General features: G+C 36.1%; 28 protein-coding genes. 21 read left to right on the forward strand and 7 right to left on the reverse strand.

Going from position 1 to position 24,797, the window contains the following annotated elements:
- Positions 1-115 precede the first annotated feature (115 nt).
- Genes MHI57_RS22545 through MHI57_RS22555 form a run of 3 tightly spaced genes read left to right on the forward strand, consistent with a single transcriptional unit; the run spans position 116 to position 1,367 of the window.
- Positions 116-685 carry a TetR/AcrR family transcriptional regulator gene (locus tag MHI57_RS22545; RefSeq protein WP_157733756.1) on the forward strand — a complete coding sequence of 190 codons (570 nt, stop codon included), beginning with the start codon at positions 116-118 and terminating at the stop codon, positions 683-685.
- Positions 686-711: 26 nt separating this feature from the next.
- Entirely contained in the window at positions 712-1,056 is a 345-nt protein-coding gene (locus tag MHI57_RS22550) for a DMT family transporter (protein WP_095370018.1), read from the forward strand.
- Entirely contained in the window at positions 1,056-1,367 is a 312-nt protein-coding gene (locus tag MHI57_RS22555) for a DMT family transporter (RefSeq protein WP_095370017.1), read from the forward strand. Before MHI57_RS22550 ends, MHI57_RS22555 begins: the two co-directional genes overlap by 1 nt.
- A gap of 44 nt (positions 1,368-1,411) precedes the next feature.
- On the opposite strand, the gene MHI57_RS22560 is transcribed toward MHI57_RS22555, so the two are convergent.
- Positions 1,412-2,248 carry a squalene/phytoene synthase family protein gene (locus tag MHI57_RS22560; RefSeq protein ID WP_095370016.1) on the reverse strand — a complete coding sequence of 279 codons (837 nt, stop codon included), beginning with the start codon at positions 2,246-2,248 and terminating at the stop codon, positions 1,412-1,414.
- Between the two features lie 376 nt (positions 2,249-2,624).
- Between MHI57_RS22560 and MHI57_RS22565 the strand changes: the two genes are divergently transcribed.
- On the forward strand, positions 2,625-4,355 hold the full coding sequence (locus MHI57_RS22565) for an ABC transporter ATP-binding protein (RefSeq protein WP_095370015.1): 1,731 nt from the start codon (positions 2,625-2,627) through the stop codon (positions 4,353-4,355).
- Positions 4,345-6,165 (forward strand): ABC transporter ATP-binding protein, encoded by a 1,821-nt coding sequence (locus MHI57_RS22570; RefSeq protein ID WP_445293209.1) that lies wholly within the window; start codon positions 4,345-4,347, stop codon positions 6,163-6,165. Before MHI57_RS22565 ends, MHI57_RS22570 begins: the two co-directional genes overlap by 11 nt.
- A gap of 66 nt (positions 6,166-6,231) precedes the next feature.
- Here the strand turns inward: MHI57_RS22570 and MHI57_RS22575 are convergent, their stop codons facing one another.
- On the reverse strand, positions 6,232-6,360 hold the full coding sequence (locus MHI57_RS22575; RefSeq protein WP_095370014.1) for a YfhE family protein: 129 nt from the start codon (positions 6,358-6,360) through the stop codon (positions 6,232-6,234).
- Between the two features lie 241 nt (positions 6,361-6,601).
- Here MHI57_RS22575 and MHI57_RS22580 point away from each other — a divergent pair, with 241 nt between their 5' ends.
- The gene (locus tag MHI57_RS22580; RefSeq protein WP_340978249.1) at positions 6,602-6,991 is read left to right on the forward strand and encodes a hypothetical protein; all 390 of its coding nucleotides are present in this window, start codon (positions 6,602-6,604) and stop codon (positions 6,989-6,991) included.
- A 78-nt stretch (positions 6,992-7,069) separates the two neighbouring features.
- The gene (locus tag MHI57_RS22585) at positions 7,070-7,435 is read left to right on the forward strand and encodes a hypothetical protein (protein ID WP_340978252.1); all 366 of its coding nucleotides are present in this window, start codon (positions 7,070-7,072) and stop codon (positions 7,433-7,435) included.
- A 394-nt stretch (positions 7,436-7,829) separates the two neighbouring features.
- Here the strand turns inward: MHI57_RS22585 and MHI57_RS22590 are convergent, their stop codons facing one another.
- The gene (locus MHI57_RS22590; RefSeq protein ID WP_307317995.1) at positions 7,830-8,741 is read right to left on the reverse strand and encodes a TIGR01777 family oxidoreductase; all 912 of its coding nucleotides are present in this window, start codon (positions 8,739-8,741) and stop codon (positions 7,830-7,832) included.
- Positions 8,742-8,843: 102 nt separating this feature from the next.
- Between MHI57_RS22590 and recX the strand changes: the two genes are divergently transcribed.
- Positions 8,844-9,653 (forward strand): recombination regulator RecX, encoded by an 810-nt coding sequence (recX, locus tag MHI57_RS22595; RefSeq protein WP_307317993.1) that lies wholly within the window; start codon positions 8,844-8,846, stop codon positions 9,651-9,653.
- Between the two features lie 15 nt (positions 9,654-9,668).
- Positions 9,669-9,995, forward strand: a complete 327-nt coding sequence (locus tag MHI57_RS22600) for a YfhH family protein (protein ID WP_095370010.1) — start codon at positions 9,669-9,671, stop codon at positions 9,993-9,995.
- 35 nt (positions 9,996-10,030) lie between these two features.
- On the opposite strand, the gene MHI57_RS22605 is transcribed toward MHI57_RS22600, so the two are convergent.
- Both MHI57_RS22605 and MHI57_RS22610 read right to left on the reverse strand, forming a co-directional pair.
- Positions 10,031-10,189 carry a YpzG family protein gene (locus MHI57_RS22605; protein ID WP_095370009.1) on the reverse strand — a complete coding sequence of 53 codons (159 nt, stop codon included), beginning with the start codon at positions 10,187-10,189 and terminating at the stop codon, positions 10,031-10,033.
- Between the two features lie 19 nt (positions 10,190-10,208).
- Positions 10,209-10,379 (reverse strand): small, acid-soluble spore protein K, encoded by a 171-nt coding sequence (locus MHI57_RS22610; protein ID WP_095370008.1) that lies wholly within the window; start codon positions 10,377-10,379, stop codon positions 10,209-10,211.
- Between the two features lie 120 nt (positions 10,380-10,499).
- Here MHI57_RS22610 and MHI57_RS22615 point away from each other — a divergent pair, with 120 nt between their 5' ends.
- On the forward strand, positions 10,500-10,769 hold the full coding sequence (locus MHI57_RS22615; protein WP_095370007.1) for a YfhJ family protein: 270 nt from the start codon (positions 10,500-10,502) through the stop codon (positions 10,767-10,769).
- Between the two features lie 77 nt (positions 10,770-10,846).
- Here the strand turns inward: MHI57_RS22615 and MHI57_RS22620 are convergent, their stop codons facing one another.
- Entirely contained in the window at positions 10,847-11,827 is a 981-nt protein-coding gene (locus MHI57_RS22620) for a metal-dependent hydrolase (RefSeq protein ID WP_095370006.1), read from the reverse strand.
- Between the two features lie 87 nt (positions 11,828-11,914).
- Here MHI57_RS22620 and mutY point away from each other — a divergent pair, with 87 nt between their 5' ends.
- The 11 genes from mutY to nikC all read left to right on the forward strand — a co-directional run bounded on the left by mutY (position 11,915) and on the right by nikC (position 23,191).
- Positions 11,915-13,021: an A/G-specific adenine glycosylase gene (gene mutY, locus MHI57_RS22625; RefSeq protein WP_307317989.1), complete on the forward strand. Its 1,107-nt coding sequence runs from the start codon at positions 11,915-11,917 to the stop codon at positions 13,019-13,021.
- Positions 13,022-13,096: 75 nt separating this feature from the next.
- Complete coding sequence (fabL, locus tag MHI57_RS22630) at positions 13,097-13,849, forward strand: enoyl-[acyl-carrier-protein] reductase FabL (RefSeq protein ID WP_095370005.1); 753 nt, start codon at positions 13,097-13,099, stop codon at positions 13,847-13,849.
- Between the two features lie 85 nt (positions 13,850-13,934).
- Positions 13,935-14,090 carry a gamma-type small acid-soluble spore protein gene (locus MHI57_RS22635; RefSeq protein ID WP_224935696.1) on the forward strand — a complete coding sequence of 52 codons (156 nt, stop codon included), beginning with the start codon at positions 13,935-13,937 and terminating at the stop codon, positions 14,088-14,090.
- A 163-nt stretch (positions 14,091-14,253) separates the two neighbouring features.
- Positions 14,254-14,520: a YgaB family protein gene (locus tag MHI57_RS22640; protein ID WP_095370003.1), complete on the forward strand. Its 267-nt coding sequence runs from the start codon at positions 14,254-14,256 to the stop codon at positions 14,518-14,520.
- A 261-nt stretch (positions 14,521-14,781) separates the two neighbouring features.
- Positions 14,782-15,312, forward strand: a complete 531-nt coding sequence (ntdP, locus tag MHI57_RS22645; RefSeq protein ID WP_095370002.1) for a nucleoside tri-diphosphate phosphatase — start codon at positions 14,782-14,784, stop codon at positions 15,310-15,312.
- Positions 15,313-15,483: 171 nt separating this feature from the next.
- Complete coding sequence (locus MHI57_RS22650; RefSeq protein WP_095370001.1) at positions 15,484-17,232, forward strand: ABC transporter ATP-binding protein; 1,749 nt, start codon at positions 15,484-15,486, stop codon at positions 17,230-17,232.
- A 373-nt stretch (positions 17,233-17,605) separates the two neighbouring features.
- Entirely contained in the window at positions 17,606-18,598 is a 993-nt protein-coding gene (locus tag MHI57_RS22655; protein ID WP_095370000.1) for an ABC transporter ATP-binding protein, read from the forward strand.
- Complete coding sequence (locus MHI57_RS22660) at positions 18,595-19,578, forward strand: ABC transporter ATP-binding protein (RefSeq protein WP_095369999.1); 984 nt, start codon at positions 18,595-18,597, stop codon at positions 19,576-19,578. Before MHI57_RS22655 ends, MHI57_RS22660 begins: the two co-directional genes overlap by 4 nt.
- Positions 19,579-19,595: 17 nt before the next feature.
- Positions 19,596-21,194 carry an ABC transporter substrate-binding protein gene (locus MHI57_RS22665; protein ID WP_095369998.1) on the forward strand — a complete coding sequence of 533 codons (1,599 nt, stop codon included), beginning with the start codon at positions 19,596-19,598 and terminating at the stop codon, positions 21,192-21,194.
- A 79-nt stretch (positions 21,195-21,273) separates the two neighbouring features.
- Positions 21,274-22,278: an ABC transporter permease gene (locus MHI57_RS22670; protein ID WP_340978263.1), complete on the forward strand. Its 1,005-nt coding sequence runs from the start codon at positions 21,274-21,276 to the stop codon at positions 22,276-22,278.
- Positions 22,279-22,297: 19 nt separating this feature from the next.
- Complete coding sequence (gene nikC / locus MHI57_RS22675) at positions 22,298-23,191, forward strand: nickel transporter permease (protein WP_233435343.1); 894 nt, start codon at positions 22,298-22,300, stop codon at positions 23,189-23,191.
- 57 nt (positions 23,192-23,248) lie between these two features.
- Here nikC and MHI57_RS22680 read toward each other — a convergent pair whose 3' ends face one another.
- On the reverse strand, positions 23,249-24,334 hold the full coding sequence (locus MHI57_RS22680) for an FUSC family protein (RefSeq protein WP_095369995.1): 1,086 nt from the start codon (positions 24,332-24,334) through the stop codon (positions 23,249-23,251).
- Positions 24,335-24,797: the final 463 nt, after the last annotated feature.

Consider the following 24,797-nt stretch of genomic DNA (forward strand, 5'->3'; position numbering starts at 1 on the left):
TAAGGCAAGATGGGCAATAATTGAAAGTGAAGTAACCAAATGTCATTATTGACTTTCATATTATCCTGTGAAATAATCTACCTAACGGTCGTTAGTTGAAGGGGTGTGATAATTGGTGAGTGCAGAACTTATTCGTGATGTTGCGCTAGTCCATTTCGCAGATAAGGGATATGAGGGAGCATCTTTACAGGATATAGCCACAGATGTAGGTATTAAGAAACCGTCGATATATGCTCATTTTAAAGGAAAAGATGACTTATTTTTACATGTTGCAAACTATGTGTTTCAGCAGGAAAAGCGGAAGATGATTACCTTATTTGCTTCGAGGAAAGATCATTCATTAGAAGAGAATTTAGTTTATTTTTTTGATTGGATTGTCGAGGAAAACAAGCATAACGAGCATGCAAAATTCTTACTGAGGGTGTCTTACTTCCCTCCAGCGAAACTTTATAATGAGTTAATGCGAATAGTCAATCCATTCTTTGCAGATATGGAACGGTTGTTAGCAAAATATATGAGGAAACACTCGAGTGAAGAAAATGACCAAAAGAAGTATCTAAAGGAAGCACTTGCTTATATTACGATTGTTGATGGTGCGGTTATTGATCTTATTTTTAATGGAGAAGACAGCTATTACAGAAGAGTTCGTGCTATCTGGCCGATATACTTTAAAGGCGTACAATGATAAACAACTAGAAAGAAGGGGTATAGATGACTAGGCATTGGTTACTTGTATTTTTAGCAGGCGTGTTAGAGGTTGGTTGGGTTTCAGGATTAAAATATGCTCAAAACACACTGGAATGGATTGCTACTGGAATTATAATTACATTAAGTTTTATAATATTAATTCTTGCTACGAAGCATTTACCAGTAGGAACTGTTTATGCAGTATTTGCTGGTTTAGGTACGGCGGGTACAGTAATAGTAGAAATGGTCGTTTTCGGGGAGCCATTTAAATTGATGAAAGTACTATTAATTATTATGCTTCTAGCAGGTGTGGTCGGGTTGAAGTTATTATCTGACCGTGCACCGGTTGAGAAAGGAGGATCTCAATAATGTACTGGATTGCCTTAGTTGTTGCAGGGTGCTTTGAGGTTCTCGGTGTATACCATTTGAAGAAAGTAGCTGATAAGCAATGGAAATCTATTATTTTCCTTGCTTTATCATTTGCGATCAGTTTTTCTTTACTTTCATTTGCAATGACGGATATTGCTATGGGTACTGCTTACGCTATCTGGACAGGAATAGGTACCGTTGGAGCAGCGATAGTAGGAATGGTCGTTTTTAATGAACCGAGAGAATGGAAAAGACTTGTTTGTATTGCGCTTATCTTAGGCGCAGCAATTGGATTAAAATTAATCTCCTAGATGTGAAAATAAAAGGCAGCGAAGTTTACAGTCGCTGCCTTTTATTATGATGTTTTCTTTATTACTTTATTAACAGTTTCATTTACTTCATCACGAGTCATTTTTTCTCGACCGTCTACTAACGCTTTTAATGTTCCATGGGCAAGTGAAAGTGGTATTTGACAGAAATTCACGATTGTCTCTGTCTCGATACTCGCTACGTATTCGTCAGCTCGAGATAGATTTTTATGCGCATAATCAAACATATCGTCTAGGCTATAACTATCTGGGAAAAAGCTTACACCGCGTTCTGCATCTTCTTTATAATTTCTTAAAATGTTAACAGCTTGAAGTCCACGACCGAAACCAATTCCAAGCTCTTTATCAGCTTCAGTTCCGTCATACCATTTCCATATGTCGGTTAACATCACACCAACTAATCCAGCAACTGTATACGTATATTGATCAAGGTCCGCTTCTGATTGTATTTGCCAATCTTTATCAACCCAATCACCCATCCCAGATGCCATGATTGCAGTTGACTCAACTACTTTTACTCTAATTTCATCTGGACAGAAAGAAATCCAATCATATAGGCGAAGAGTAACTTCTGGTAATTCGTTTTCAAATGGCTTGAACATCTTAATAAAGGTTTCTTTATTGTATTGAGCGGATTGAAGGACGTCACCGATATTATGCAATAGTTTGCTTTTTAAAGCTGGTTCCAAATCAGGATGATCTTCAATTTCATCAATTGCGCGCATACAAAGGTAAGCAGATGCAACGGTTTCTCGTAACTCTGTTACTAATAAGCTGATTGGAATGAAAAAAGTGCGGCTTGTCTCCCTTAATGTTTCAATAACATCATTATGTAATTGTTGGTCGTGATTCGTATTTTTCACCTTTTATCGCATCCTTTAGTTTTATAATTATAAGTAAGTTACTTTTTTAACCATTTTGAGAATACATTACACATGACATGATGCATGTTAGTATATGGATTACAAAGAAAATTTAGTCGTATAGTTAAAAAATCCCTTATGATTGAATAATAGGTTAAATGCTTAGTAAGCATTGAAAAATGTTCAAGGTAAGTATGCTAAATTGTGTTAAAAACGAAGAACAACTTTTGAAAAAGTCAATGTTCTCTACCTCTAAAAATTTTAACATAACATTAAAGAAATAAAAATCAGAATGAATTATTTAAAAATTATGTAAAAAGGTATATGATAGTTCATATCTATTTAGTTAAACGAAGTATTAGTTTGGGGGAAAGCTATGACAAAGATACTCAAATTTATTAAACCTTATCGAGTCGCGGCATATATTGCATTAATACTTATGCTTATTGAGTTATCAGTTGAATTGCTTCAACCATTATTAATCGGCAAAATTATTGATGAAGGTATTCTAAATAATGATATGAGTGTGGTCCTTTATTGGGGAGGTATGATGCTCCTACTATCATTAATTGCCTTCTTCTCAGGGATTACAAACTCATATTATGCAGCCTTCGTTGGACAAAATTTAGGATTTAGTATTCGAAAGAAACTAATGAAAAAGGTGCAATCTTTTTCATTCGCCAACTTTAATACCTTTCCTCACGCATCCTTGATTACAAGAATGACTAATGATGTGACACAAGTGCAAAATATCGTGTTTATGGGCTTAAGAATTATGTTAAGGGCTCCTTTACTCATTATAGGTAGTCTTATATTAGCTGTCCTAGTGAATTGGCAGTTAGCGCTTATTTTTCTAATTACCATACCGGTTGTAGTGATCTTCCTTGTTATTGTGATGACTAAAGGCGGTAAGATGTTTAGGTCTGTTCAACAAAAACTGGATACAGTCAATAATGTCATGCAGGAAAGTTTAATAGGATTAAGGTTGATTAAAGCGTATAACCGCAGAACTCATGAAGTAAAAAAGTTTATGAATGTAAGTAATAACTTAAAGGAACAAACAGCAAGCGCTCTAAGATTGATGGAAGCAGCTATGCCTGCATTACTATTCATAATGAATGTTTGTATTATCTTTATTTTATGGATCGGTAGAGAACAATTGCAAGCGACAAATATAGAAGTGGGGGAAGTCGTTTCAATTATTAATTATGCTACGAGAATGACTACTGCCTTTTCAATGTTTTCATTCATCATTATGGCTTTTTCGAGAGCGCGTGCTTCATCTGAACGGATTGTTGAAGTACTTGAGGCGAAGATTGATTTAGAAGATGAAGAAGATGGCAAAAGCCTTGAGCAGTTAAAAGGAGCGGTTACATTTGAGCATGTCTCATTTAGGTACCCAGGGATGTCTACATATGTCTTAAAAGATATTAGTTTTCATATTCGTCCAGGAGAAACTGTCGCTATATTGGGTAGTACAGGTGCTGGTAAAAGTTCTATTCTACAACTTATTCCTAGATTATATGATCCTACTGAAGGTGCAGTTTATGTGGATGGTATGAATCTGAAAGATGTTAAAATGGATGATTTACGAAAGAGAATTGGTTTTACCCCTCAAGAGTCCATCTTATTTAGTGGTACAGTGGAAGAAAACTTAGCATGGGGTAAATCAGACGCGACTTTATCTGAAATGAAAGCGGCGGCACAAGACGCGCAAATACATGAAACCATTACTGATTTAAAAGATGGCTATGAAACAAAATTAGGACAAAAAGGAATTAATCTATCAGGAGGTCAAAAGCAAAGATTATCGGTTGCTCGTGCTTTAATTAGAAAGCCTAATATTCTCATATTGGATGATAGTACGAGTGCTTTGGATTTACAAACAGAGTCCAAAGTATTGGATGCGATTGATAAATATAAATGTACTTTATTCATTGTCACACAAAAATTAAGTACGGCCAAGAGAGCGGATAAAATTATGCTTATAGATGATGGAAAAATCATTGAAGAGGGAACACATGATCAATTGATGAATACGTCTACTCTTTATAGAGAAATAGCGTATTCTCAGTCAGAACAGGGGGCTATGAATAGTGTTTACTAAAATAATGGCCCCATTCAAACAACCAAAGATACATAATCAAATAAATAACGATAGGAACAAAAAGCAACGTAAGCCCAATGACTTCAGTGCTGTCATTAAAAGAATTTGGTCTTACCTTGCCATCTATAAAATACGGCTATTATTACTCTTTTTTATGATTGTCATTAGTTCAGCGATGTCTTTACTTGGTCCCTTTTTAGTAGGAATAACAATAGATACTTTTATAGAAGAAAATGAAGCGGTTGTTTTCGTTTGGTTATTACTAGGTTTACTTGTAACTTATATCGTTCAATCATTGTCACTATGGCTACAAAACTATTGGATGATCGGTGTGTCTCAAGACACTGTATTTAATATGCGCGCAGATTTATTCCGACAAATACACCGCTTACCTGTAGCTTTTTTTGACAAAAGACAACTTGGGGAATTGATGAGTAGGATTACAAATGATATTGAAAATGTTAGTGCGACTTTAAATAGTTCAATTATCCAAATCATATCTAGTGTTTTCACACTCGTTGGTACGATTGCAGTCATGTTATGGTTGAGTCCGTTGCTAACAATTCTAACTCTTTTAATCATACCGATGATGTTCTATGGAATGAAATGGATTACGAAGCGAACAAGTATGTTGTTTAAAGAGCAGCAAAAAAACTTAGGAGAAATGAATGGCTATATTGAGGAATCTATTTCTGGGCAGAAATTAATCAAAATGTTTTCACAAGAAGAGAAAGTGATGGATGATTTTTTGCATAAAGCAGAAAACCTAAGAATTTCTGGATTTTGGGCACAAACATTCTCAGGGTTTATTCCTAAGTTGATGCATTTATTGAATAATTTCAGCTTTGCCGTCATTGCTGCGATTGGCGGAATACTTGCATTAAACGGTGGAGTGAGCATTGGTACAATAGTTGTTTTTACCGAGTATTCTCGACAGTTTACAAGACCACTCAATGATTTAGCCAATCAATTTAATACGTTATTATCTGCCATTGCTGGAGCTGAAAGAGTTTTTGAGCTGATTGATGAAAAAGATGAATTAACGAGTGAAAAAGATAAGCAGATGCTTGAAAATGTAAATGGTGAGGTTATTTTTGATAACGTATCGTTTACTTACGGGGAAGACAGAGAAATACTTTCTCATATATATATTGAAGCCCGTCCTGGTGAGACTGTTGCTCTAGTAGGTCCAACAGGCGCAGGTAAAACAACCATAATTCAACTTATTAGTCGTTTCTATGAAGTGAGTAAAGGGAGAATATTATTAGATGATCGTGATATCTCCACAATACATAAAGAGAGCTTACGATCATATATGGGCTTTGTTCTGCAAGATTCCTTTCTTTTTCAAGGGACCGTCAAGGATAATATCCGCTATAGTCATCTTGAGGCAACGGATGAGGATGTTATACAAGCTGCAATGAAGGCAAATGCTCATTCATTTATTATGAAATTACCACAGCAGTATGACACGACTTTGAGTTTTAATGGCAGCGGGATTAGTCAAGGACAGAAACAATTAATTAGTATCGCCCGTGCTTTTTTGGCACAACCAAAAATTTTAATTTTAGACGAAGCTACGAGTAATATTGATACGGTTACAGAGGTGAAGATTCAACAAGCATTACAAAAGTTGATGATTAATCGAACATGTTTTGTCATTGCCCACCGGTTAAATACTATTCAAAATGCGGATAGAATCTACGTATTAAAAGATGGAAAAATAATAGAAGAGGGTACACATCAATCATTGCTGAAAGAAAAAGGTTTCTATCATCAATTGCAAAATAGTAAAGAAAGAAGTGGTTAATTAAAGATGCCAGTACATCAACCTTGTGTTTGATGTACTGGCATCTTTTTTGATGAGAAAATAAATCTAATGTCTTTGCTGAAGGGGGTTTTTGGCTGCACGATCAGCACGTTTAAATTCTTTTGCATATGTAACTTCTTGCATGCTTGAAAGACCACTAAAGCTCCGTTCTTTCCTCTTTTTATCATTTGCCATAACATTCACCCTTTCTTATTAGTAGTAAACTTTATTAGATTGCCCTATTTTCACGAGTACCATACGATTGAAGTAAGAGATGAGGAAGTAAATAGAGAATAAAGTGTTCGAGAAGGGGAGAGAATCGCGAAAGTGTTGGCTTTTTAGAAGGGAAAGAAACTGAGAGTGTCGCAAGAGGAAGAATAGCCTTCCTGTCGTCCTTAGAGGAGAAAAAGGAGAACTGCAGACAAGCCGTGTATATGTGCAAAATGCAGTAAGAAAAGGGGGAGAACTGCGCGCAAACAGAAGATACGCGCAAAATGCAGCAAGAAAAGGGAGGGAATTGCGCGCAAAAAGTGGATACGCGCAAAAGACAGAAAGAAAAGGAAGAGAACTGCGCGTAAATGGTATATACGCGCAAAAGACAGAAAGAGAAGGAAGAGAACTGCGCGCAAACAGAAGATACGCGCAAAATGCAGCAAGAAAAGGGAGAGAACTGCGCGTAAATCGTATATACGCGCAAACAGTATATACGCGCAAAAGACAGGAAGAAAAAGGAGGGAACTGCGTGCAAAACGAAGATACGCGCAAAAGACAGAAAGAAAAGGAAGAGAACTGCGCGCAAACAGAAGATACGCGCAAAAGGCAGTAAGAGAAGGAAAAGAACTGCGCGTAAATCGTATATACGCGCAAAAGGCAGGAAGAAAAGGGAGAGAACTGCGCGCAAAACGTGGATACGCGCAAAAGGCAGCAAGAGAAGGGAGAGAACTGCGCGCAAAACGTGGATACGCGCAAAAGGCAGAAAGAAAAGGGAGAGAACTGCGCGCAAAACGTGGATACGCGCAAAAGGCAGAAAGAAAAGGGAGAGAACTGCGCGCAAACAGTATATACGCGCAAAAGACAGGAAGAAAAAGGAGGGAATTGCGCGCAAAACGAAGATACGCGCAAAATGCAGAAAGAAAAGGGAGAGAACTGCGTGCAAAACGTGGATACGCGCAAAAGACAGAAAGAAAAGGGAGAGAACTGCGCGCAAACAAAAGATACGCGCAAAAGACAGCAAGAAAAAGGAAAAGGACTATACCTAAATAGATTTTAAATCCAAAAACACAAAAAATCGCGAAAAAGCAGTTTTGTATTAATTTCCATAGGAGTACAAACAATCAAAAAGTACTTTGCTAGCTTGAAATTTATACAGAAATTCACGAGAGTGAGGAAATAGGAGAAATCATCGTCCTCAGAAAAGAATCATGCCCCAGATCGTCCTAGGGAAGAATTTCTTCCCCGAAAAAGTTCAATTAACTTAACGGAGAAGCACGGCGAATGGATAAACGACCACTCTTAGTAGAAAAGTGGTTAAAAGAAAAATCAGAGCAAAAAAAGTGAAAGAAATGGTCTATTTACGTAAACAAAAGATGCGTGACCACTCAAAAGAATCACTTATCTTCTGTATTTAATCAATAGAGTGTATTTGTAACATCAAAATATAAAAGCTACTTCTGATAAATATCTTCTAATGCTTCTTTTAAATGAGTAAAATGAAAAGGGTAATCATGACTCAGAAGCTTATTTGGTGTAACTTTTTGCCCTTCAGTTACGAGCTTACTCATTTCACCAAGGATAGCTTTTACTGCAAATGAAGGGACAGGTAGCCAATGTGGTTTATGGAGCACAGTGCTTAATGTATGGCCAAACTCATTCATGGTTACTGGGTTTGGAGCAGTAAAATTGACGGGACCTTCTATTGATTCATGTTCAATCATATAAACGATTGCGGAGATAACGTCATTAATATGAATCCAAGAAAGCCATTGATTACCACTACCAATTCTACCTCCAGCAAAGAGTTTATATGGAAGGGCCATCTTAGGTAACGCCCCTGCATTTTTATCGAGAATGATGCCAAAACGACAACATATCGTGCGTATATTCCAATCTTTTTCGGCAGTTTTTGCTATATCCTCCCAGTTTTTAACGACAGTACTTAAAAAATCCTCACCAGAATAAGGACTTGCCTCGTCAAATGTACGCTTTTCTGATGTGCCATAATAGCCAACAGCACTTGCATTAATAAGGGTGTATGGCTTTTCGTTTAGATGATCGATTAGGCGTATTACCTCATTTGTAGCATGCATTCGACTATGGTATATTCGTCTTTTTCTTTCTTCAGTCCAACGACCACTGTTGATTGATTCCCCAGCTAAATTAATGAGGACATCTATTCCTTCTAGCATTTCTTCTGGTTCATCCCCTTCATTTAACCATTGAACAAAGTGGAGACCTTGTTTTTCTTGCTTCTTTCCTTTATTTCTTGTAAGTATATAAACTTGGTGATTTTCTTGTAATAATTGGTCAGTTAGTTTTTGTCCAATAAAGCCCGTTCCGCCTGTTAAAGCAATTTTCATGTTGACCCCTCCGCAAAAATTCTCTTCTATTTCTAAATGAATTCAATGAAAAGTGGATTTAAACCTGTTTTTTTTGTGGTAAAGTTAAAGTGAGGTGAGGATATGCCTACAATTACTAAAATTACGATTCAAAAGAAAAATAAAGATCGCTACAATATCTATACCGACAGTGAGCATGGAGAGACGTATGCCTTCAGTGTGGATGAAGATGTGTTAATTAAATATAATATGAAAAAAGGGAAAGAGATTGATTCCTTACTCATCGGAGAAATTCAATTCCAAGATGAGATTAGAAAGGCGTACAATACGGCCATCCATTATCTTTCTAGTAGAATGCGTTCTGAATCTGAAGTTCGTACACATTTAATCAAGAAAGAGTATGCTGTTGAGTTGATAGATGAAGTGATCCATAAATTATATCAATACCAATTCTTGAATGATGAAGAATTCGCTATTGCATTTGTGAGAACCCAAAAGAATACGACAGATAAAGGTCCAAATATAATTAGACATGAATTGAAAGATAAAGGTATAGCTGAAAAAATCATACAAGATGTTATAGAACTATACCCAAAGGAAGAGCAAGTTGAAACAGCCATTTCTCTTTGTCAGAAATATACGCTTAAATATAAAAAAGATTCCTCAAGAATGATGCAACAAAAAATAGAGCAAATGTTAACGAGAAAAGGCTTTAGTTATGATATGATTCAGTTGGCACTTGAAGAAATACAATTAGATAAAGACGATGATGAGGAGATGGGAGCTCTGAAACGTCAAGCTGAAAAAATAAGTAGAAAATATAATCATGAAGAACCATTCATCTATGAGCAAAAGTTAAAGCAAGCGTTATTTCGAAAAGGGTTTCCTTTGCATTTAATTGATGCCTATTTAAAAGAAAATAAAGATGTATGAGGAGGTCTTTTTACTATGCAAGAAAAAAGGTATAGCCAATTGAGCGAATATGAGCTAAAACAAGAAATTGCTCAATTAAGAGAAAAATCTAGAAAAGCTGAGCAATTAGGAATGGTTAATGAATTCGCTGTACTGGAAAGAAAAACAGTGATGGCTAAGTCGTATTTGCTCAATCCCGATGACTTTATTACAAATGAAATATATGAAATAGAGGGAGATCCAGGCTCTTACTTTAAAATTGATTATATGAATGGCGTTTTTGCTTGGGGTTATCGCTTATCTGGAGATCAAGAGCAAGAAGCTTTACCGATTGCAATGCTCGGCAAGTTGAAAAATCTTTAAAAAGAGGATGACGTATTTATCATCCTCTTTCAGTGTTAAGGGGTTTTTTGTAAAGTTCGCTTGAGCTTAATAAGATTTTGCGTTTGTTGTGTCTCTCCATTTACTTGGTAATGTGCCTTTTTCGGATTGAAATGTCCGGATGCAAACGGACTGTTAAATTCGTTTTCACCAAAGATTTCTTTTTTGTTTACCATGTAAATTAACCCCCTAAGTTTAAAAATCAGTTGTATTGCTATTGCGATTTGATGATGCCTTCATCCGTTCCTGTGGCTGTGTTTGTATCGTTCCATCTGCTCTTTTGGAAGCAAACTCAGCTTTGGCACGTGGCTCACCGTCAAACTTATTGTGGTTCTGATTAGGGAAATGAGCGGCTTTATTACGCATCGTTTTTGCCTCATTTCTAAAAATATTTGCGAAGCGTCATTTATTCACTTCGCCTATTCATTAGTATAAGCAAATACGTATTTCACACACGGAAAAAATAATTTGGAAGTAGGGTAAAAGATGAATGAATTTCAAAATAAACTTCTTAATCGTTTATTGGAAATAAATGATCAATTGTCTGTTCACATTGCCAGAACATGGATTGAATTGCTTTGGGAGGATTTTGAAGCGACCTATGCGAAGGCAGGAAAAAAATATCAGGGTGAAGAGATGACTGCTAAAGTAGTCAGCCAATGGATTGAAAATCATGGGGCTAAATTACATGAGTTTATCGCAAAAAATCCAAAATATAAGCATTTACTTGAGGAAGATAAAAATAAAATGAATTAAGCCATAAAAGAGAGCTCCCCCGTTCGTTAATAGGAGCTAATGGGGGAGCTTATTTGTTGTGTTTGCACATTTACTGTTTAATTTGTAATAATATCTAATTTCTTCTTCAATTTCTCCTCACTAAATATCCAGCCCGTATATGAGTTGATGATCGTTAAATCCTTGTCTAAATGGGCAACAGCAACAAATGGATAATATTCATTGCTACGATATCTTAAATCGATAAATCTAATTTCTACAATGTTTTCGATTGTCTCAATTTCCCATCTATATACTGGAGAAAAGGAAAGAAAGGCAGAGATATTCTTATCTTTCGTTGCTGCGTTAAAAATCGGTGTTTTTGGTATAGGTACACGCTTAAACTGATCAACAATACGAACTTGACCTCTAAGGGCGCGTCCAACAAAAAAGCTATCTTTATTTTTTATAGCAATTCTCCATTGGTTGTATTTCATAGTTGGTGATATAATGATTTCTGTTGCGTCAGGGATGAGCTTTTGAACTTTCGCTTCAACGGATTTCTTTGCAAAATAACGTAAAATATAATAAATAAATAAAATACAATAAATAACTAGGAATGTATATCCTGGGTCCATTCCGAATATCCACAGAAACAAGCCAAAGACGTGCATGGCAAAAATAAACGGATCAAATGTATTGATCATACCTAATGCTACCCATCTCGATGAAAATGGCCTTAAAGCTTGTGTGCCATAAGCATTAAAAATATCGACAAATACATGTAAAAATACAGCTATAAAGGTCCATAACCAAAGGTGAAAAAGATTTGTTTCCGGAAAAAATAAATAAATAACACCTGTTATTAGTAATGGCCATAGTATCACCGCTGGAATGCTATGAGTAACACCCCGATGATTTCTTATATATGAAGCATTATTTTTTAATTTTAATATGGTATCGATATCTGGTATTTGTGATCCAATTATTGTACCGACCATTACACTTGCTGCTGTTATTGAACTATTGGCAACAACGGGGTCAAGTGTTGCAAGTCCTCCGAGCGCCAGTCCCATGACTACGTGAGTTCCGGTATCCAAAAGAGGAATTCCTCCTTTTTGTTTTTAATATTTTATTTAGTATATTCCCTAATTAACATAGTTTCAAATCATGGAGGTTAAAAAAAAATGAACAATTCTCAACTAAAAGATAATCCTATAGATATTTATGCATTTCAACAGGATTTATTATCTTGGTTTGAAAAAGAGCAGAGAGACCTACCATGGAGAAAGGATAAAGATCCATATAAAGTATGGGTGTCTGAAATCATGCTCCAACAAACAAGAGTCGACACCGTTATCCCGTACTTTTTACGTTTTATGGAGGCGTTTCCTACAGTGAAAGATCTTGCAGAAGCGGAAGAAGAAAAGGTGCTGAAACTTTGGGAAGGTCTTGGTTATTATTCTAGGGCAAGAAATTTACAATCTGCAGTCAGAGAAGTACAGGAACAGTATGACGGAGTAGTACCTAACAATATTAAGGATATTTCTGCATTAAAAGGTGTTGGCCCTTACACTGCTGGTGCGATATTAAGTATTGCCTATGGCGAGCCAGAACCTGCAGTTGATGGCAACGTGATGCGTGTTCTTTCACGTATTCTCATGATCGAGGATGATATCGCTAAAGCTTCAGCGAGAAAAATATTTGAAGCAGCGGTAAGAGAGTTAATTTCTCATGACAACCCATCGTATTTTAATCAAGCTTTAATGGAGTTAGGTGCGCTTATATGTACGCCAACTTCCCCATCTTGCTTATTATGCCCAGTGAGGGATCATTGTCATGCTTTTTATGAAGGTAAGCAAGCGGAATTACCTGTAAAAACTAAAAAGGTGAAAAAAAAGCATGTTCAGATTGCTTCCGCCATTCTCTCTAATAGTAAGGGGCAGTTATTAATCCGCAAAAGGCCAAATAAAGGATTATTAGCTAATTTATGGGAGTTTCCTAATGAAGAAATTCATCTTCAAATCGATTCAGATAAACAGCAACTCCAAAATCAATTATCTAAGTCATACGATACGCATTTGAAAATTAAACAGCGTATTGGTCAAATCGATCATGTGTTCACGCATCTTACATGGCATATCAATTTGTATGAAGGGGAAATTCATTCAGTAACCGAAACAGAAAATGTAAAGTTAGTATCCTTAGAAGACATAAAAAAATATCCATTTCCCGTCTCCCATCAAAAAATGTTCAAGCAGTACATGCAGTATAAGGGGATAATGGATGAATGAGATTGTCAATCATAACACAACAAGATAAAATGGGTACGATGGAAGAATTGAACATTGAAAGGAGCAAGTTTTTAGATGAATGAAGGAAAAGTTGCACTAATTACAGGAAGTAGCAGAGGCATTGGCAGAGCTACTGCATTGAGACTTGCACAAGAGGGTTATGATATTGTTTTAAACTATGCTCGTAGTCGTTCACAAGCGGAAGAAGTCGCTCGGGAGATCGAATCATTAGGAAGAAAAGTATTAACAATTAAAGCAAATGTCGGCGATAATGAAAAAATAAAATCAATGTTTGCGCAAATAGATGAAACGTTTGGCCGTTTAGATGTTTTCATTAGTAATGCTGCATCAGGCGTACAAAGACCTATCATGGAACTAGAGGAAACTCATTGGAATTGGACAATGAATATTAATAGTAAAGCGTTGTTATTTTGTGCGAAAGAAGCAGCTAAGTTAATGGAGAAAAATGGCGGTGGAAAGATTGTCAGCATTAGCTCACTAGGTTCTATTCGCTACTTGGAAAATTATACTGTAGTCGGTGTTTCTAAAGCTGCTGTTGAGGCTTTAACAAGATATTTAGCTGTTGAATTAGCACCGAAAAATATATGTGTAAATGCCGTATCAGGTGGAGCAGTGGATACAGAGGCATTAAAACATTTTCCGAATAGAGAAGAGTTATTAGCTGAAGCAAGTGAAAAAACGCCAGCAGGTAGAATGGTCTCTATTGATGATATGGTCAACTCGGTCATGTTTTTAGTATCTGATGATGCTAGCATGATTCGTGGACAAACGATAATAGTGGATGGTGGCATCTCATTATTGGTTTGATGTAATATTCGGAATATAATTACTTCGAAAAAAATGGATAATTCCTCTCGCTCTGGTTAAATTAATGAGCGTGGAGGTGATTAGGATGGCTAAAAAGCAAAATCAACAACAACAAAACCAACAACAATATAATCAAGAATTTGCGAGTGAAACAAACGCTCAAGAAGTAAGACAACAAAATCAACAAGCTGAAGCTAATAAGCAAAAAGCGAAAAACCAAAACAACCAAAATCAACAATAGTTCTTCATAAAAGGCGCTCCTTTTTTTCAAAAGGGGTGCTTTTTTATATTTAGTCTTCTTTTATTTCGACAAAAGTTCTATCTCATCAACAATAATCTGCAAAGGAATCGATACAAAAAAGATAGAATAGGTTAGAAAAGACTTTAAAGGCTGGTGTATTTTTATGAAAGAATTTCAAGCATTGGTTGAAGAACAAATGAAAACAATGGATCATTTACTTTATTTGCAAAGTGAAGTGGAGAGATGTCATGAACTTCAAAATGAACTTTCTCGTTTACGCTCTAGAACAGCTGTAAGCGATATTCACAGTGAAATCCAAAAAATGAATGATGAATTAGATGAAATAGTGGCTGTATTCGAACAGCAAACGAATGAAGTTGTGAAATTGTTTCGCAAACAAAATATGAAAAATGCAAAGATTATCGTTTAGTAAACATATGTTAAAGGCAAGAATGATACAATAGGATGAGCATTACATACCCAATTACTGCTGAATCTACCGACAATTAAGCTGTCTTTGTTTTAAAATTCATTTTTTAACGTTATAATAAATAGAAAATAGGATCTGCACTTTGTTACCTTTAAGCATCAATCAACTTATCGGAAGCATTATAGAAGGTAATAAGTTTGAGAGGATGTCCTTTTTAATAAAAGGTTCCAAAGCTTCCAGAAAGGAAAGTAGGGGAAAAGAATGGCGGTACCCATAGAAGGTGAACCGGTACAAATTCATAGTTATAAACATAATGGGCACATCCATCGCGTCTGGGAAGAGTCAACAATCCTTAAAGGTACGCAAAACTTAATTATTGGAGCAAACGATCGTACAATGGTTACTGAATCAGATGGTCGAACTTGGATTACGAGAGAACCGGCAATCTGTTATTTTCACTCACAATATTGGTTTAATATTATCGGAATGCTGAGAGAAGATGGCGTGTACTATTATTGTAATTTAAGCTCTCCTTTTATTTACGATGGAGAGGCGGTTAAGTATATTGATTACGATTTAGATATTAAAGTTTTTCCGGATATGACGTTTAATTTATTGGATGAAGATGAATATGAGCGTCATCGGCAAGAAATGCGTTACCCCACACCGATTGATAAAATCTTGTGGGCAAATGTGGACAAGTTGATATTCTTAATCAGACAACGAAAAGGTCCTTTTGCACCGGATTTTGTGGATGGTTGGTATGAAAGATACTTAACTTACCGAAGATAAAATGTTTTATTTGCGCCTGTTGATATGATAAACAACAGGTTTTTATTTGGCATGAAAAATAAATGGTATTATCTTTACATAATGAATATCTAGAAGGCTTGAAGAAGAAATGAATCATGACAATCTGGATAGATTAAAAGATAAATGAACAAAAAGGGTGACAGGCTAAAATTGAACATAATTAAAAGATATATGCATTTTGTTAAGCCGTATCGCCTACAGATTTTCTTAACAATACTAATTGGTATTGTGAAATTTGCAATACCATTGTTAATCCCGCTGTTAATTAAATATGTAATCGATGATATAGTCGGAAATGATGCGCTTACACAACCTGAAAAAATGACACAACTTTTAACGATCATGGGTATGATGTTGATTATTTTTATAATTGTAAGGCCACCAGTAGAATATTATCGACAATATTTCGCACAATGGGTAGCGAGCAAGATTTTATTTGATATTAGAGATAAACTTTTTACTCATATTCAGAAATTAAGCTTTAAATTTTATGCGAATAATCGATCAGGTGAAGTGATATCTAGAATCATAAATGATGTAGAGCAAACAAAGAATTTTGTTGTTACAGGACTGATGAATTTATGGCTGGATATGGCCACCATTATTATAGCTGTTGCAATTATGTTTACGATGGATGTTAAATTGACGATTGTATCGCTTATTTTAATGCCGTTCTATGCATTAAGTGTAAAGTATTTCTTTGGAAATTTACGAAGGTTAACAAGAGATCGATCACAAGCTTTAGCTGAGGTTCAAGGTTATTTACACGAAAGAGTTCAAGGAATGGCCGTTATTAAAAGTTTTGCCACAGAAGATTATGAACAAAGAAATTTCACGAAGCATAACAGTAACTTTTTATCAAAGGCTATTGATCATACAAAGTGGAATGCGAAAGCATTTGCAGTCGTGAATACAATTACTGATATTGCTCCACTCCTAGTAATTGCTTTTGCTGGATATCAAGTAATACAAGGACAAATCACTTTAGGTGTTATGATGGCATTTGTAGCTTATATTGACCGTTTATATAATCCACTTAGAAGGCTAGTCAATTCATCGACAACATTGACACAAGCTATCGCTTCAATGGACCGTGTGTTTGAATTAGTTGATGAAAAATATGATATTGATGATAAAGAAAATGCTATCCCTTGTAGAAATGTAGCTGGCCATATTGAGTTCAAAGATGTTCATTTTAAATATAATAATGAAGATGGTGCTGTTCTTCGTGATATTAATTTAGATGTGAAACAAGGGGAAACCATTGCACTTGTTGGAATGAGTGGTGGAGGAAAATCTTCACTAGTTAGTTTAATTCCCCGCTTTTATGATGTTTCAGGTGGGCGAATATTACTTGATGGTGAAGATATTCGTTCTTTCCAAGTAAGAAGTTTACGAGATCATATTGGTATGGTACTACAAGATAATATTTTGTTTAGTGAATCAGTAAAAGCAAATATATTACTCGGAAAGCCTGATGCTAGTGATGAAGAGGTCATTAGAGCAGCTAAGGCAGCTAATGCACATGGATTTATAATGGATTTGCCTGAAGGGTATGAAACGAAAGTGGGAGAACGAGGAGTAAAGCTTTCCGGTGGGCAAAAACAACGAATTGCTATTGCACGTATTTTCTTGAAAAACCCTCCAATTCTTATTTTAGATGAGGCGACCTCAGCATTAGACTTAGAAAGCGAACATCTTATTCAAGAGGCATTAAATGATTTGGCAACGGATCGAACGACGTTTATCGTCGCTCATAGATTATCTACAATCACACATGCCGATCGCATTGTTGTTGTTGAATATGGTGAAATTGTGGAGACGGGCTCACATGAGGAATTAATGGAGAGACAGGGTCATTATTATAAGCTTTTCCAAGTACAACAACTCGAATCGTAATTAGATGGTAACGCTATCGAAATCACATTCATGTAAAATTCTTTTTAGAATTTAGACATGTATGTGATTTTTTAGTTTCTGTTGGCTTGAGTTAGTATCTGAAAACAGGTAGTTCCTAAGATACACTCGAATGTAAATGCAGATAAGGCTTGTGACTCCCGACTCTATAAAATATATAAATTGCTATTTTATTATATTAATAATTGGAAAATTCGGAATTATATTATAAAAAAATAATAAACTAGCGTAATTTTAAAGAATTATAATTATATTTAAATATTTCTGAAAAAACAATAGACTTATTCTTACATATTTTATAAAATATTAAAAAACGGAGGGAGAATGTAGAAGAAACTGATAAAGGGGTGACATAGTGACGCAATCTCCAGTATTAGAGGTAAGAAATCTAGAAACTTCGTTTGTAACTAAAGACGGAGAAGTAACCGCCGTCGATCAGGTAAGTTTTACTATTCATAAAGGAGAGGTAATAGGGATTGTTGGTGAATCAGGTTGTGGTAAAAGCGTAACATCATTGTCTATTATGAAGCTTGTGCCGCAACCACCTGGGAAAATAGTTGGCGGGGAAATACTACTTAACGGTGAGAATATAGTAGGGGCTAATGAAAAGAGAATGAGAGAAATTCGTGGTAATGAAATTGCTATGATCTTTCAAGAGCCAATGACTAGCCTCAATCCGCTTTTTAAAATAGGGGAACAAATGACAGAAGGCATCAAAATACATATGAAAAAGACAAAAAAAGAAGCAAATGAAATCGCACTTAAAATGCTAAAGCTAGTAGGCTTACCAAGGGCAGAGGCGATAATGAAAGAGTATCCGCATCAGTTGTCTGGTGGAATGAGACAGCGGGTAATGATAGCCATGGCACTGTCCTGTAATCCCGAAGTACTAATAGCTGATGAACCAACAACTGCTTTGGATGTAACCATTCAATCGCAAATTCTTGGTCTGATGAAAGAGCTAAATAAAACTTTGCAAACTTCTATTATGATGATTACACATGACCTTGGAGTAGTGGCGCAAATGTGTGAGCGTGTCATTGTAATGTACGCAGGACAAGTGGTAGAAGAAGCAAAGGTAGGAGATTTATTTAAAAACCCAAAGCATCCTTATACACAGGGGTTATTAAAGTCGGTTCCAGATATTAGGGGAGAGCATTCCAGATTATATTCTATTCCAGGCAATGTACCGAAACCAGGCTCAATTACAAAAGGTTGCCGTTTTGCTGAAAGATGTGAATTTGCTCATGAACGCTGCGTAATGGAAGACCCTGTATTGTTTATGGAAGATGGTGAAGAGCATACGGTAAGATGCTTTCTACATGAGAAGAGGAGGGAAGTCTCATGAGTAAAGCAATATTAGAAGTAGAAAATCTAAAAAAATATTTTCCGATTACTGCTGGCGTTTTTAATCGCAAAGTTGCGGATGTAAAAGCAGTAGATGATATTAGTTTTTTTGTTAATGAAGGAGAAACATTAGGAATCGTTGGTGAATCGGGTTGTGGGAAGTCAACAACTGGACGGATGTTGATGAGATTAATTGAGCCAACCGAAGGGAAAATTTCATTTAACGGTAAAGAAATTACGAAATTATCAGATTATGAGATGAGAAAATTGAGAAAAGACATGCAAATGGTCTTTCAAGATCCATTTGCTTCACTCAATCCACGTCACTCAGTCGAACAAATATTAGAAGAACCTTTAATTGTTCATGGGATTGGAGATAAAGCTACACGGAAGAAGCAGGTAAGAGAGATGCTTGAAGTTGTTGGATTAAGTGGTTACCATGCTAAACGCTATCCCCATCAATTTAGTGGGGGGCAAAGACAACGGATTGGAATTGCGCGCGCATTAATGACCAGACCCAAATTAATTATTGCTGATGAACCTGTGTCTGCTCTAGATGTATCCATACAGGCACAAGTATTGAATTTATTAGAAGATTTACAAAAAGAATTCGGTCTGACCTATATATTTATCGCCCATGACCTAGGGGTGATCAAACATATTAGCGACCGTGTAGGAGTTATGTATTTAGGAAGAATGGTTGAGTTAACAACCGCTAAACAATTGTATGATAAGCCACTTCATCCATATACAGAAGCACTTCTAAGTTCCGTTCCGATCCCTGATCCAGAAATAGCTGTTACTCAGGGAGTGCTATCTGGAGATATCCCTAACCCTGCTGATCCACCAAACGGTTGTGCTTTCCATACGAGATGTTCAAAATGTATGGAGATTTGTAAGCAAGAACGACCACTTTTGCAGGAAATAGAAGATGGACATATGGTGGCTTGCCATTTATATGAGAAAGAGATTGCAAATTAGAAGGGAGAGAATGAAGAATGAAGAAAAAGAAAAGTTTTTGGCTACTTATTGTATTAATGGTTAGTACGCTTATTTTTGCTGGATGTAATAGTTCTACGTCAGGTGATAATGGAGATGAAGGCGGAGAAGCAGATGAAGGGAGCACTGGAGGAACACTTGTTTTTGGTCGAGGAGGAGATTCAACTTCTCTTGACCCAGCAATTACAACTGAAGGTGAAGCTTTTAAAGTAACGAAAAATATTTTTGAAACGCTTGTTGAATTTGGTGAGCAAGATACGGAGCTTCATCCTGGTCTAGCAACAGATTGGGAAACAAGTGAAGATGGGTTGACTCAGACACTTAAACTACGTGAAGGAGTTAAGTTCCATGATGGAACAGATTTTAATGCGGAAGCTGTCGTATTCAACTTCGAACGTTGGATGGCAGGGAATAAAGAACAATTCTATTATTACAATTCTCAATTTGGAGATAAGGTTGATAGTGTAACAGCAGTTGATGATTATACGGTTGAAGTCAAGTTAAATACAGCAATTGCACCGTTCTATAAAAACTTAGCGATGTCACCATTTGGTATCGCCAGTCCAACAGCCATTGAAGAGCATGGTGATAAATTCCTTGAAAACCCAGTTGGAACGGGTCCATTTAAATTTCAAGAATGGAAAAGAAATGACAGAATCACAATCGTAAAAAATGAAGAGTATTGGGATGAAGGTTTACCAAAATTAGACTCAGTCATTTTCAGATCTATTCCTGAGAACTCTGCAAGACTAAACGCTTTAGCTTCAGGAGAAGTTGATTTAATTGATGGTGTGAATTTCAGCGACGTCCAACAAATTGAAGATAATCCAGACCTACAAACATTTGAGAGACCGACAATGAATGTTGCTTATGTTGGATTAACGAATACGAGAGGTCCTTTACAGGAAAAGTTAGTCCGTCAAGCACTTAACCATGCGGTGAATAAAGAAGAAATCATCGATGCATTCTATGCTGGCGCAGCGGACCCAGCTGTAAATCCAATGCCACCGGTAATCTCTGGTTATAATGATGAAATTGAAGACTATCCATACGATCCAGAAAAAGCAAAAGAATTACTTAAGGAAGCTGGATATGAAGACGGATTTGAGATGGAATTATGGGCAATGCCAGTTCCAAGACCATATATGCCGGACGGCCAAAAAATAGCTGAAGCCCTACAAGCTGATTTTGCTGAAATTGGCGTTAAAGCTAAGATTGTTTCATATGAATGGGGAACATATTTAGAAAAAGCTAATAATGGAGAAGCTGATTCATTCTTACTTGGATGGACAGGTGATAATGGTGATGCAGATAACTTCTTGTATGTATTATTAGATGAAGATGCCATCGGTTCAAATAACTACACTTACTACAAAAACAGTGAAGTACATGATTTATTATTAGAAGCGCAAGCAACTACTGATCAAGCGAAAAGAGATGAGTTATACAAACAAGCACAAGTAATTATAAAAGAAGATGCACCATGGATTCCGCTTGTACATTCACGTCCTATTTTAGCTGGGAAATCTAATATTAAGAATTTCCTACCACATCCGACAGGGTCTGATTTGCTTTCACATGTGGAGGTCAGTCAATAAATCAATAGAGATAGAAAAAGGGAGTGGCACACTCCCTTTTCTATTCATCTGATAATAATGTAGTAATAGAGGTGAGAAGATGTTTACTTACACAGTTAGGCGGTTAATTGCATTAATACCCGTTCTATTAGGTTTATCACTGATTGTTTTTCTAATGATTCGTGCAATTCCCGGTGATCCAGCTCAAATCATATTAGGGCAATTAGCTACGGAAGAGGCGATAGATGCCTTAACGCAACAGCTCGGGTTAGATCAACCGTGGTATATTCAGTACTTTACATATTTGGGAGATTTATTGACTGGTGATTTGGGAGAATCAATCAAAACCAATACAGCGATAAATCAGGAAATTTGGCCATACTTAGCAGCAACTTTAGAGTTATCCTTTTGCGCAATGTTAATTGCCATTTTTATAGGGGTTAATGCTGGTATCATAAGTGCATGGTTTCAGCATTCTTGGTTTGATTACATAGCGATGATTTTAGCACTGATCGGTGTTTCTATACCTATTTTTTGGTTAGGTTTGATGGAACAATGGTTCTTCTCTATTCAGCTTGATTGGTTACCGACATCTGGAAGGGAAGAGGTAAGGAACCCTGTTACATCTATAACAAATATATATTTAATAGATACATTGATTCAAGGTAGGTTTGATCAATTTGTTGATGTGTTACGTCATTTAATATTGCCAGCGTTTGCTTTAGCTACAATTCCAATGGCCATCATTGCTAGAATAACGAGATCTTCAATGTTAGAGGTAATGAAATCTGACTATATTAGAACAGCAAGAGCTAAAGGAATAAGAATGTTTTGGGTTGTGTACAAGCATTCATTAAAAAACGCAGTGATTCCTGTTCTTACTGTGATAGGTTTGCAAACAGGATTATTGTTAGGTGGTGCGATTCTTACCGAAACGATATTTAGTTGGCCGGGTATGGGCAGATATATTTACGATGCGATTAGTGCGAGAGATTATCCTGTCATTCAATCTGGAATATTAGTGATTGCATTTATATTTGTCATGATTAATTTATTCATAGACTTATTGTACGCTGCAATCGATCCGCGAATTAATTATCGTTAAGGGAGGAATAGACGTGGAAGTGTCAGTAAATAATAAACCACCTATTCAGCCAAAAAATAATGAAGATAAAGTACAATCGCCTTGGGTGGAGGCGTTACAAAGCTTCATGAAAAACAAAATTGCCTTAGTCGGTACAGGGATTGTTGTATTTTTTATACTGTTAGCCATTTTTGCACCATTCATTGCGCCACAGGGCATTAATGAGCAGAATATGGCAAATAGGCTTCAAGCCCCATCAGCGGAACATTGGTTTGGAACTGATGATTTTGGGAGAGATATTTTTTCGCGAGTGATTTTTGGTGCGAGAATATCGTTATGGGTTGGTTTTTTAGCGGTAATGGGTTCGGCTGTTGTGGGTTCTTTATTAGGGATTATTGCGGGGTATTACGGGAGATGGATCGATACGATTATCTCAAGGATTTTTGATATAATGCTTGCTTTCCCAAGTATTCTTTTGGCAATTGCTATTGTGGCCGTCTTAGGACCATCACTGCAGAATGCATTAATTGCGATAGCTGTTATTAATATTCCTAATTTTGGGAGGTTAATTCGTTCAAAAGTTTTAAGTGTTAAACAAGAGGAGTATATTGTAGCCGCGAAGGCAGTTGGGATGAAAAATAATCGAATTCTATTTAGGCATGTACTTCCCAATAGTATGGCACCTATTATCGTTCAAGGAACTCTGGCAATTGGTACGGCTATTATTGAAGCAGCAGCTCTAGGGTTCTTAGGTTTAGGAGCAGAGGCACCGAATCCGGAATGGGGTAAAATGCTTTCAGATGCAAGAGTGTTACTTATCCAAGCACCGTGGACAATGATATTCCCTGGCATAGCCATTATGTTAACAGTTCTCGGCTTTAACTTAATGGGGGATGGATTAAGAGATGCCTTAGATCCGAGGATGAAGAATTAGAAAAATTTAGAGGAAAAGAGGCTATCGGAGATTTTATATCCGGTAGCCTCTTATTGATTATTGTTCGTCAACGGCTTCATCTAATGTTAAAGAAGAGTCTTCTTTATGGAACTTTTGAAAGCTACTAATAAGGCAATTCAATCGTTCCACTTGTTCATTATAATCCATCATTGCAGATACAATATGCATAGTATGAGCTAATTCTACCTGCCCATCATCTGAAATGAGATGTTGTTGTTCTAAAAAGAGCGTGAAAAGTTCCTTTCTGCTTAAAGTAATATCGCCTTCTTCAAAAACGACTTCCGGTCGAACTTTCCCAATAAATTTTAATACCGCATGTTCATGATAATGAGTAATAATATCCAATTGTTGCTGGATAAGGTGTTGAAAATCTTCCGGCATTTCTGCTAAATCATTCTCAAAGCGATGCATCTTTGTTAAAGTTTCTAGAGCTTTTTTATTCGCGGCATTCATTTGCCGGTAAATGACTAATTTTCTCGGTTTGGAATGGTTCTTCTTTTTAAAGTAATTACGTTCTTCTTTATATAAAGAAAAAAGCGTATCAATCTTTGTTAATCCTTCTTGCATGGTCCGTATATCATTCTTTAATAAATGATGTTCAGAGGCATGCCTTATATTTAAGCGAATCCACTTTGTAATTTCTTCGGTTAGATTAGAAATCTTTACATATAACTTCTTCTCATATTTCGGTGGAATAAACACCAGATTAACAATAAATGCAGAAAATATCCCGAGGATAACTGTCGAGAACCTAAGAATGGCAAACTCAGTAAAGGTATCTCCTGGTGTGACCATAATCGCTACCATTGTAACGAGTGATAAACCAATAGTGTTATCAAGTTTTAATTTTAAATTAATCGTAATAACCACTATTGCTGCTAAACCGATAATGAGAATTTCATGACCAAATAATAGTACAAATAATACCGCGATTACTGCTCCGATTATATTTCCTTGAATTTGTTCAAGTACCGATAAATAAGAACGATAAATCGTTGGTTGCAGTGCAAAAATAGCTGCAATCCCTGCAAAAACAGGAGATGGGAGTTGAAAAAGTTCTGCTAAAAATAAAGATAGTATGATTGCGATCCCCGTTTTCAGAATGCGGGCGCCAAGCTTCATATTTAAATAATCCTTTCTGCTCAATCATTAGTATGGCTGTCATGATAAACACCCACTCTTACTTTATACGTTTTTTTTCTTTATTAAACAATTATGTACTATACATGGATATTAGTATAAGTTCAATAGACAAATATGAAAAGTCGTTAAAATTAATAAAAAATTAAAGTTGATTAATTCTAAATGAAAAAATAGAAATACATCAAAAGGCAAGCAAGAGGGAGAAATTTGTTTGGACTAGCAGAGAATCGCATCAAAATCCAGCAAGAGAGAATAATTAGCTAGAAATGAGGCGAAATATCAATTAACTTCAGATTGGCATTTAAAGACAAACGGATAACCGATAATGTTGAAGCCCGAATCTGTTTCCGCACTCCCAGTGAAATGAGTCACATAAATTCATAAAGAAACACGAGAAATTCATCATTAGAATTCCTCGTGTCTCAAGTTTAGCAGAAAAACA

The organism is Cytobacillus sp. FSL K6-0129, assembly GCF_038007625.1.
Lineage (GTDB): Bacteria > Bacillota > Bacilli > Bacillales > Cytobacillaceae > Cytobacillus > Cytobacillus kochii.

Coding starts and splice junctions, on each gene's coding strand:
- MHI57_RS22565 (WP_095370015.1), top strand. CDS start 2,625: ATGACAAAGATACTCAAATTTATTAAACCTTATCGAGTCGCGGCATAT.
- MHI57_RS22605 (WP_095370009.1), bottom strand. CDS start 10,189: ATGGTAAACAAAAAAGAAATCTTTGGTGAAAACGAATTTAACAGTCCG.
- recX (WP_307317993.1), top strand. CDS start 8,844: ATGCCTACAATTACTAAAATTACGATTCAAAAGAAAAATAAAGATCGC.
- MHI57_RS22610 (WP_095370008.1), bottom strand. CDS start 10,379: ATGCGTAATAAAGCCGCTCATTTCCCTAATCAGAACCACAATAAGTTT.
- MHI57_RS22550 (WP_095370018.1), top strand. CDS start 712: ATGACTAGGCATTGGTTACTTGTATTTTTAGCAGGCGTGTTAGAGGTT.
- fabL (WP_095370005.1), top strand. CDS start 13,097: ATGAATGAAGGAAAAGTTGCACTAATTACAGGAAGTAGCAGAGGCATT.
- MHI57_RS22615 (WP_095370007.1), top strand. CDS start 10,500: ATGAATGAATTTCAAAATAAACTTCTTAATCGTTTATTGGAAATAAAT.
- MHI57_RS22600 (WP_095370010.1), top strand. CDS start 9,669: ATGCAAGAAAAAAGGTATAGCCAATTGAGCGAATATGAGCTAAAACAA.
- mutY (WP_307317989.1), top strand. CDS start 11,915: ATGAACAATTCTCAACTAAAAGATAATCCTATAGATATTTATGCATTT.
- MHI57_RS22680 (WP_095369995.1), bottom strand. CDS start 24,334: ATGAAGCTTGGCGCCCGCATTCTGAAAACGGGGATCGCAATCATACTA.
- MHI57_RS22660 (WP_095369999.1), top strand. CDS start 18,595: ATGAGTAAAGCAATATTAGAAGTAGAAAATCTAAAAAAATATTTTCCG.
- MHI57_RS22590 (WP_307317995.1), bottom strand. CDS start 8,741: ATGAAAATTGCTTTAACAGGCGGAACGGGCTTTATTGGACAAAAACTA.
- MHI57_RS22665 (WP_095369998.1), top strand. CDS start 19,596: ATGAAGAAAAAGAAAAGTTTTTGGCTACTTATTGTATTAATGGTTAGT.
- ntdP (WP_095370002.1), top strand. CDS start 14,782: ATGGCGGTACCCATAGAAGGTGAACCGGTACAAATTCATAGTTATAAA.
- MHI57_RS22575 (WP_095370014.1), bottom strand. CDS start 6,360: ATGGCAAATGATAAAAAGAGGAAAGAACGGAGCTTTAGTGGTCTTTCA.
- MHI57_RS22670 (WP_340978263.1), top strand. CDS start 21,274: ATGTTTACTTACACAGTTAGGCGGTTAATTGCATTAATACCCGTTCTA.
- MHI57_RS22555 (WP_095370017.1), top strand. CDS start 1,056: ATGTACTGGATTGCCTTAGTTGTTGCAGGGTGCTTTGAGGTTCTCGGT.
- MHI57_RS22635 (WP_224935696.1), top strand. CDS start 13,935: ATGGCTAAAAAGCAAAATCAACAACAACAAAACCAACAACAATATAAT.
- MHI57_RS22640 (WP_095370003.1), top strand. CDS start 14,254: ATGAAAGAATTTCAAGCATTGGTTGAAGAACAAATGAAAACAATGGAT.